Annotated in this window: 6 protein-coding genes; 4 read left to right on the top strand and 2 right to left on the bottom strand. The window is 68.5% G+C overall.

Translation table 11 applies throughout. From position 1 onward, the window contains the following. From AC1DO7_RS03550 to AC1DO7_RS03540, 3 genes are all read left to right on the top strand, one after another. A partial coding sequence (locus AC1DO7_RS03550; protein ID WP_477115793.1) for a spermidine synthase occupies window positions 1–1,832 on the top strand: 1,832 nt, incomplete at its 5' end. A 194-nt stretch (window positions 1,833–2,026) separates the two neighbouring features. Further along, a complete protein-coding gene (locus AC1DO7_RS03545) occupies window positions 2,027–2,614 on the top strand; it encodes a hypothetical protein (protein ID WP_441617094.1) in 588 nt (195 codons plus the stop codon). A 38-nt stretch (window positions 2,615–2,652) separates the two neighbouring features. Continuing rightward, window positions 2,653–4,065 carry a DUF2252 domain-containing protein gene (locus tag AC1DO7_RS03540; RefSeq protein ID WP_441617092.1) on the top strand — a complete coding sequence of 471 codons (1,413 nt, stop codon included), beginning with the start codon at window positions 2,653–2,655 and terminating at the stop codon, window positions 4,063–4,065. Window positions 4,066–4,102: 37 nt separating this feature from the next. On the opposite strand, the gene AC1DO7_RS03535 is transcribed toward AC1DO7_RS03540, so the two are convergent. Together AC1DO7_RS03535 and AC1DO7_RS03530 are read right to left on the bottom strand one after the other, a co-directional pair. Further along, window positions 4,103–5,113 (bottom strand): Bug family tripartite tricarboxylate transporter substrate binding protein, encoded by a 1,011-nt coding sequence (locus AC1DO7_RS03535; RefSeq protein WP_441617090.1) that lies wholly within the window; start codon window positions 5,111–5,113, stop codon window positions 4,103–4,105. 41 nt (window positions 5,114–5,154) lie between these two features. Further along, on the bottom strand, window positions 5,155–6,408 hold the full coding sequence (locus AC1DO7_RS03530; RefSeq protein WP_441617087.1) for an alkyl sulfatase dimerization domain-containing protein: 1,254 nt from the start codon (window positions 6,406–6,408) through the stop codon (window positions 5,155–5,157). Window positions 6,409–6,716: 308 nt separating this feature from the next. Between AC1DO7_RS03530 and AC1DO7_RS03525 the strand changes: the two genes are divergently transcribed. After that, complete coding sequence (locus AC1DO7_RS03525) at window positions 6,717–7,874, top strand: porin (protein ID WP_477115795.1); 1,158 nt, start codon at window positions 6,717–6,719, stop codon at window positions 7,872–7,874. Window positions 7,875–8,178: the final 304 nt, after the last annotated feature.

Raw genomic sequence — 8,178 nt, 5'->3', positions numbered from 1 at the left:
GCCTGGCGCTGGGCCTCTACGCCATTGCCGGCGGCATCGCGCTGGGCTACGAGGTGGTGTGGTCGCAGGCCATCGTGCAATTCATCAGCACCCGCAGTTTTGCCTTCAGCGTGGTGCTGGCCACCTACCTGTGCGGCCTGGTCGCCGGCAGCGCGCTGATGGCGCGCCGCGCCGACCGCGTGCGCGATCCATGGGGCCTGTTCGCCTTGCTGATCGCCGGTGCCGGTCTGGCGGCGCTGCTGGAGATCGTGTGGCTGGGCGACTGGCTGCTGCGCTGGCAGGCGCTGGCGTCGGCATGGATGGTGGCGGCGGGCGGCAGCCAGCTTGTCGCCATGTGCGCGCGCTTCGCGGTGGCGGCGCTAAGCGTGGTGTTCGTGCCGACGCTGCTGCTCGGCGCGGCCTTTCCGCTGATGCTGCGCATCGCCGTGGACAGCAGCCGGATGGGGCGGGATGTGGGCGCGGTGGTCGCCCTCAACACCGTGGGCGGCATCGCCGGCAGTGCCATCGCGGGTTTCGTGCTGGTACCGGCGCTGGGGCTGGTGCACGCGCTGGCGGCGCTGGCCGTGTCGGCGTGCGCGGTGGCGCTGGCGGCCGTGCTGATGGGGCAGGGCGTGGGCAGGCCGGCGCGCTGGGGCGGCGCGCTGCTGGCCGTGCTGGCGTTGGGCGTCGCGCTGCTGGCGCCGCCCGACCGGCTGGCCGTGCTGCTGACCCGCGCGCGCGGCGGCGAGCTGGTGTTCTACGAGGAAAGCCGCGGCGCCACCGTGGCCGTGGTGGAACAAGCCTTCGGGCAGAAGCGCTTCAAGCGGCTGTATATCCAGGGCGTGTCCAATTCCGGCGACACCATGACCTCGCTGCGCTATATGCGGCTGCAGACGCTGCTGCCGCTGCTTATCCACCGCGAGACGCCACGCTCGGCGCTGGTGATCGGCCTGGGCACCGGCATCACGGCCGGTGCCATGCTGGCCTATCCCGGCCTGGAGCAGCGCGTGGTGGCCGAACTGCTGCCGGCGGTGGCGCGCGCGGTGCCGCAGTTCGCCGGCAACTACGGCGTCAGCGCCGATGCGCGCGTGCAGATCCGCTTGCGCGACGGCCGGCGCGAACTGCTGCAAAGCCAGCAACGCTACGACCTCATCACGCTGGAGCCGCCGCCGCCGTCGGCCGCCGGCGTGGTCAACCTCTATTCGACGGATTTCTACCGGCTTGCCGCCGCGCGGCTGCAGCCCGCCGGCCTGGTCGCCCAGTGGCTGCCGTTGCCCACGCAGAACGACGAAGACACCCGGGCCCTGGTGCGCAGCTTCCTCGATGCCTTTCCCTACGCCACGCTGTGGACCACCGAGTTGCACGAGATGATGCTGGTGGGATCGCCCGCGCCCATCGAGCTGGATGCCGCGCGCATCGCCGCGCGCTTCGCGCAGCCCGACGTGGGCGCCGCGCTGCGCGCGGTGGGCATCGCCTCGCCAGCGGCGCTGCTGGCCACCTGGGTGACCGGCCGCGAGGGGCTGGAGCAATACGCGGGCGACGCCCGCCCGGTGACCGACGACCGCCCGCGTATCGAATACGCGCCGTGGGTGCGGCGCACGGACTTCCCGCTGGTGCTGGAGCATCTGCTGGCGCTGCGTACGGAGCCGCCGCTGCGCGGCGCGGACGACGGCCTGCGCCGCGCCATCGCGACCGAGCGGCAGAATCTCATGACCTTCTATGGCGCGGGCCTCAATGCCTACCGGGGCGACCGCGAGCAGTGGCTGCAGGATATCCGCGAAGTCATGCGCGCGGACCCGGGCAACCCTTACTACAACTGGTTCGTGGGCGGGCGGCGGAGCATGGCCGACTAGCGCGGCGATACCGTTTCCCCGTCACTTTATTTTCTCGGTGCCCGATATGAAATCTTTCAAGCGGCATGCCGTGGGCCCGCATTGCGCGCTATGTTGAAGCTGATGCGCCGCCAAAGCCCCAGCCAAGTCTTGCGTGCCGCCGGCGTTGCATATCCTCCTTTCGCAGACCTTCAGAAACAAGACCAGGAAAACCCATGCCAACACGCCGCCTGTTCTCCCATTCCCTCTCCGCRCTCGGCTTCGGCGCCGCCATGGCGTTCGCATCCGCGGTTCACGCTGCGCCGCCGAAGGCCGTGGGCATTGCCGAGGAGGCCGTGATATCGGGGCGCATCGTCGCCATCGATCCGGATACCAAGGCGGTGCTGGTGCAGGGTCCGCGCGGCAACGTGGTCGAACTGATCGGCGGGGACGAAGTCAAGAACTTCAAGCAGGTCCGCAAGGGCGATATCGTCACGCTGGCGCGGCAGGCCGTGTTGGTGACGGGGCTTGAGCCGATCGACAGCAAGGACACCCCGATGACGGAAACGGTGGAGCGTACCGCGCGCGCCGGCGAAGGCGACAAGCCCGGCTTCGCGCGCGAGATCACCACCACGGTCACTGCGCAGGTCACCAAGGTCGATGCCAAGAACCGCACCATCACGTTCCGCGGTCCGCAAGAGACACTGCGTACCGTGGCCGTGCGCGATCCCAACATCGACCTTAGCAAGATCCAGGCGGGCCGGCTCGCCAAGATCGTCTATCGCCAGATCGTCTCGATCACCGTCAGTTCGCCCAAGTCCTGAGGCGTGGGCGCCCGCCGCAGGGCGCAGCGGAGCCGAACGTGGAAACACCTGCCGAGTCCGATGGCCGCCGCGAAAGCGGCAGGATTACCCGCAAGCACGTGCCGCGGCGCTCCCACGCCGCGATCGGCAACGTGGACCGGGATCCCGTGGAACTGCTGGAGATCAACAGCGCAGGCCGCGTCGAGCGGCTGGTGCCGCTGCGCTACGGGCGCATGATCGAATCGCCGTTCGCGTTCTACCGCGGCAGCGCCATCCTGCAGGCGCACGACCTGGCGGGCACGCCCAATTCGGGCCTGACGATCCAGATCTGCGGCGACTGCCACCTGGCCAACTTCGGCGGTTTCGCCAGCCCGGAGCGGTCGCTGATGTTCGACCTCAACGATTTCGACGAGACCAGTCCCGGCCCGTGGGAATGGGACCTGAAGCGGCTCGCCGGCAGTTTCGTGGTGGCGGCCAGGCATCTGCGCCACAAGCGGGGCGTGGCCGAAGAGCTGGTCTACCGCGCGGTCCGCAGCTACCAGGAGCACATGGCCGAGTATGCCGGCATGGGCATCCTGGACACCTGGTATGAGTGCATCACCTTCGAGCGGCTGATGGCGCAGACGCAGGCGCCGCAGGTACGCAAGCGCCTGGAGCGCGGCATGGAACGCGCCGCCGAGCGCACCAGCGAAGCGCTGCTGTCCAAGCTGGCCGAGCGCGTGGGGGAGCGCTGGATCATTCGCGACGCGCCGCCCGCGGTATTCCATGTCCAGGGCAAGAACACGCTGTTCTCGCCCGAGGACAACTGGATGAAGGTCACCGATGTCAACAAGGCCATGGACAAAGCCTTCGATGCGTACATGTCCACGCTGTCGCCGGACCGGCGCCAGCTGCTTAGCCATTTCACCCGGCACGACGTGGCTTTCAAGGTGGTCGGGGTGGGCAGCGTCGGCACGCGCTGCCTGGTCGTGCTGATGATCGACAACCACGGCAAGCCGCTGTTCCTGCAGAGCAAGCAGGCCACGCAGTCGGTGGTGGCGCGCTTCTTCAAGTCGGCGCCGGTCGCGCACGAGGGCCGGCGCGTGGTGGAGGGACAAAGGCTGATGCAGGCCGCCAGCGATGTCTTCCTGGGCTGGAACGACGGTCCGTTCGGCCGCCATTTCTACCTGCGCCAGCTGCGCGACATGAAGCTGTCGCCGGAGATAGAGCTGATGGATGTCGACACGCTGGGAGGTTATGCGGCGCTGTGCGGGTGGGTGCTGGCGCGCGCCCACGCCAAGGCCAGCGGCAGTGCGATCGAGATCAGCGGCTACCTCGGCAGCAGCGACGCCATGGCCGATGCCCTGGTGGCCTATTCCAACGCCTACGCCGACCAGGTCGAGCGCGACTTCGAGATCTTCGTCAACGCATGCCGCTCCGGCCGGCTGGAGGCGCGCACCGACGCCGACATGGCGGCGGACTTCCGCGTCTAGCGCGGCAGCCGGTGCGGCGGCCTCAGTCCGCCAGCGCCTACTCGGCGCTGATCCGGTTGACGCGGATCACTTCGCCCCAGGCCTGGATGTCGCTGCGCACGGTCTGCGCGAACTGCTCGCTGCTCTTGGCCGGCATCTGCGCCAGGTTCAGCTGGCGGAAGCGCTCGCGCATGGCCGGGTCGCCGAGCATGCGGTTCACTTCCGCATTGAGCCGCTGCACGATCGGCGCCGGGGTGCCGGCCGGCGCGAACATGCCGTACCAGCTATCCGTATCGAACGGCACGCCCTGCTCGGTCATGGTGGCCAGCCCGGGCAGCGCGGGCCCGCGGTGGGTGCCGCTGAGGGCCAGCGGCCGGATCTTGCCGGCGCGGATCAGTTGCAGCGGCGAGGACGAGTCGACGAAGGCCACCTTGATGATGCCGCCCTGCAGGTCGTTCAGGATCTGCGGCACGGTCTTGTAGGGCACGTGGCGCAGCTTGATGCCGGTCTGCATCTTGAGCGATTCCATGGTCAGGTGGCCGCCCGATCCCACGCCCCAGGACGCGTAGTCATAGGCGTCCGGGTGGGCTTTCATATAGGTGACGAACTCTTTCAGGTCGCGCGCGGGGAAGTCCGGCGACACCACCAGGAAATTGCCGCCGGCGCCGACCTGGGCCACCGGCACGAGATCGCGCAGCGCGTCGTAGGGCAACTTCGGCTGCAAGGTCTGGTTGATGACCACGGAGGCCGCAAAGGTAAACAGCAGCGTGTAGCCATCCGGCCTGGCCTTGGCCACCGTGTCGTTGCCGATCATGCCGGTGGCGCCGGCCTTGTTGTCCACCACGACGGTCTGGCCGAGCGCCTTGCCCAGGCGCTCGGCCAGCAGGCGGGCGAACAGGTCGGTGCCGCTGCCGGCGGAGGAGGGCACCACCAGGCGGATCGGGTGCGCGGGCCAGGGGGCTTGCGCACGGGCCGCCTGGAGCGGGGCCAGGCTACCGGCGGCGGCCAGGATCGCCACGGCAAGGCAGCCGGCGTGGCGTAGTGTCCGGCGTCGGTCGGGGTTTCGCATGTCTGTCTCCATTGCGGTGGTGTCCGAGGCGGCGGCGGGCATCAGCGGATGCCCAGGGCGTTGCGGCCACCTTGTTCGATCGCGCCGGCAGCGGCCGTATAGAGGCTGCGCGACACGTAGCTGCGCACCTGCGAGGCGCGCTGGCGCAGCAGGGCAGCCTTGCATGCGCGGGCACGCGCCAGCGTGGGCGAGTCGCCGTCGGCGGTGGCCAGCACGTCGATCACGTGCAGCGCCAGCTGGGTCTCGCCGCGCGCGGCCAGCGACTCGGCATGTCGGATCAGCGCATCATGATCCGTCACGGCGGCGGCGATCTCCGCGGCGGCGCGGTCGGGCGCGCACGGGTGCAGCGAGGTCGGATTGCGGTCCCACCAGCCGTTCTCGGAGCGATAGATGTCGCGCGCGATATAGCTCGGGTCGCCGTAGGCGGGGCGCATCCACGGCTGCTCGAACAGTTCGGGCGGCAGCTCGAGCCTGGCGAGGACTTCGCGCTCCCCGCAGCCCTCATTCATCAACCTGACCACCTCGGCACGCAGCCAGCGTAGCGCGCGCGCCGTCTGTGTCAGCACCTGCCGGCACTGTGCCTCGCCTTCGAGCGCGGCGCCGAACTCGCGGATCACCGTGCGCGGCGCCAGCGCGGCCAGCCGCTCCAGCGTGTCGGCCCAGCGCACGGTATCGCGCAGGGTGCGCAATGGCGTGCCGATATTCGGGATGGAGTCGATCACGGCGGGGCCACCGTACAGCAGCCGCTGCTCCGGCAGCCAGACAGCAACCGCGTCGTCGGTTTCCGACGGCGCCCACAGGATCTCCACGCGCCGCGGGCCGCTGCCGAGCACGAGAGAATCGGTAAAGGTCTCGCCTGGCGCGGGGCTGACCAGGCGCCCGGCCAGCGCGCCCGCCGGGTGGCGAAACTGGATCTCCGCCATGCGTTCCTGCAAGCCCATGGTCTCCAGGTAGCGCGCGCGGCGCGCCGGCACATTGGCATGCGCGATCACGCGCGGCGGCGGGTCCGCGCGCTGCGCCGCGTGAGCCAGCCATTCGGACAGGCCGGCGTTGTAGCCGAGGTGCCCATGGCTGAAGCAGATGGCGGCCAGGGGCAGGGCGGTGTGCTCGCGCAGCGCCGAGATCATGCCGCGCGTGACCTTGCCGCCGGGCCCCGCGTCCACCAGCAGCAGCGCGCCCCCGATATCGGCAACAAAAGACTGGCCCTGCCCGTGCAGCAGCCATACGCCGTCGGCGATGGCCTCGCAGCCCGTGCCGGTGATCAGGGCGTCTGCCCGGTTCTTGATGTCCTGCATGTCTCCTGCCTCCTGTTCTCTGTGTGTCGTTGCCGATGAGCATAGCAATAATCTCAGAGATTAATCTCGGGAATTATCCCTAGTGGAAGCCGGCGTGCGCCGGTTGGGCCCTGTCCTCGGCAGGCGGCGCCGGGTACCGGCCCTGCTCAGGGACGAGGCTGGGGTAATCCCCAGATGTCCGAACCCGTTCTGCCGAGTTTAATCTCGGGTATTACAACTAATGCGAGAGATTAATCGCAACCTGCCTGGCAGGAACAGCCCGCGGGCCGGCCAGGATTTCATTCACGAAGCAGAACGGGGTAGCAATGATGAAGAAGAAGATATTGTCCGGTGCGGCCTGCGCCGGCCTGCTGGCGCAGGGAGCTTATGCGCAGTCGTCGGTGACGCTGTATGGCGTGGTGACCGCGGGCCTGCAATACGTGAATCATGCGCAGAATGTGAGCGGCGGCGTGCTGGCACCCGGCAGCGGCTCGCAGGTGTTGATGAGTTCGGCCGGCATCGCGCAATCGCGTTTCGGCCTGCGCGGCGTGGAAGACCTGGGTGGCGGCCTGCAGAGCCTGTTTGTGCTGGAGAACCAGTTCAATACCGACAACGGGCAGCTCGGCGGCGGGCTGATGTTCGGTCGCCAGGCCTATGTCGGACTCAAGAACGCCTATGGCCGCGTCAGCTTCGGGCGCCAGTACACTTCGTCCTTCCTGACGATGGCCAACTTCATGCCCGCCGCGTACGCGCCGGAGTTCGAGCCGGTGGTTGGCTTCGCGGGGCCGAATTTCCGCGAGAGCAATATGGTGCAGTACCAAGGCCAGTTCGGCCCGGTGGCGCTCAATACGCACTGGTCCTTCGGCGAGCGCGCGGGCTCGGCCACGGCGGGCTCGGCATATGGCATCGGGCTGTCCTATTCGGCCGAAGCCTTCGCGCTGGGCGTGGCCTACGATGAAGTCAAGACGCTCAACCAGGCGCAAGCCAGCGGCGCCTCCGGGGCCAGCGAGTACGGCCGCGACATGCGCGCCGCCGTCGGCGCCAGCTACCAGATCGGCAAGGTCAAGCTGACGGGCGGCTATCGCTGGGGCAACTCGGTGGCGCCAGGCACGGGCGGCTTCACGCTGCTGCCGCACCGCGACGACATGTACTGGCTGGGCCTGAACTGGGAGGCCACCGCCGCGCTGCGGCTGACACTGGCCTACTACTACGACGACATCAAGCACGCTACCATCGGCGGCGTGAAGGTCAATCCGGCCAATCCGCAGCAGTATCTCGCCATGGCCGACTACAACCTCTCGAAGCGCACTGATTTCTACGCCGCCGTCATCTATGCGCGCAATGCCTCGCTGAACTGGGACAACATCGCCTACCTGCCGAACGGCCAGTCGGTGGGCTACCTGCCGGCCACCTCGCAGACCTATTACAAGACGCCGGGCGCGAGCGGCCAGATGGGGATTTCGCTGGGTATCCGCACGATCTTCTGAGTGCCGCAACGCAGGTACGCCCGGGATCGAACGGATAGCGCTGGCTTGCCGTTCGTCCGGGCGCATCGCCGCGGAGGCAATACGGCGTGGCCGGTGCCGGGCGCAGGGAAACAGCATGTCGCCATCGCCGCGTTGCGGCGTATTCCATGCTGTACGATAGCCATTATTTGGCATCCGCTATAGTGCCTGCACCGCTGTTGCATGAGGCGCGCTTCAGCGGCGACCAGGGCATCTCGTCCCCTGTCCGCCGTGACGGCAGCCCAGCGCTGAACGCGACACAGGACTTTGCTTACCGACCCCCAAT

The organism is Cupriavidus sp. 05N40 (genome assembly GCF_056397305.1).
Note: the sequence above shows the minus strand (reverse complement) of the source record. Positions and strands in the feature narration are given on the sequence as shown.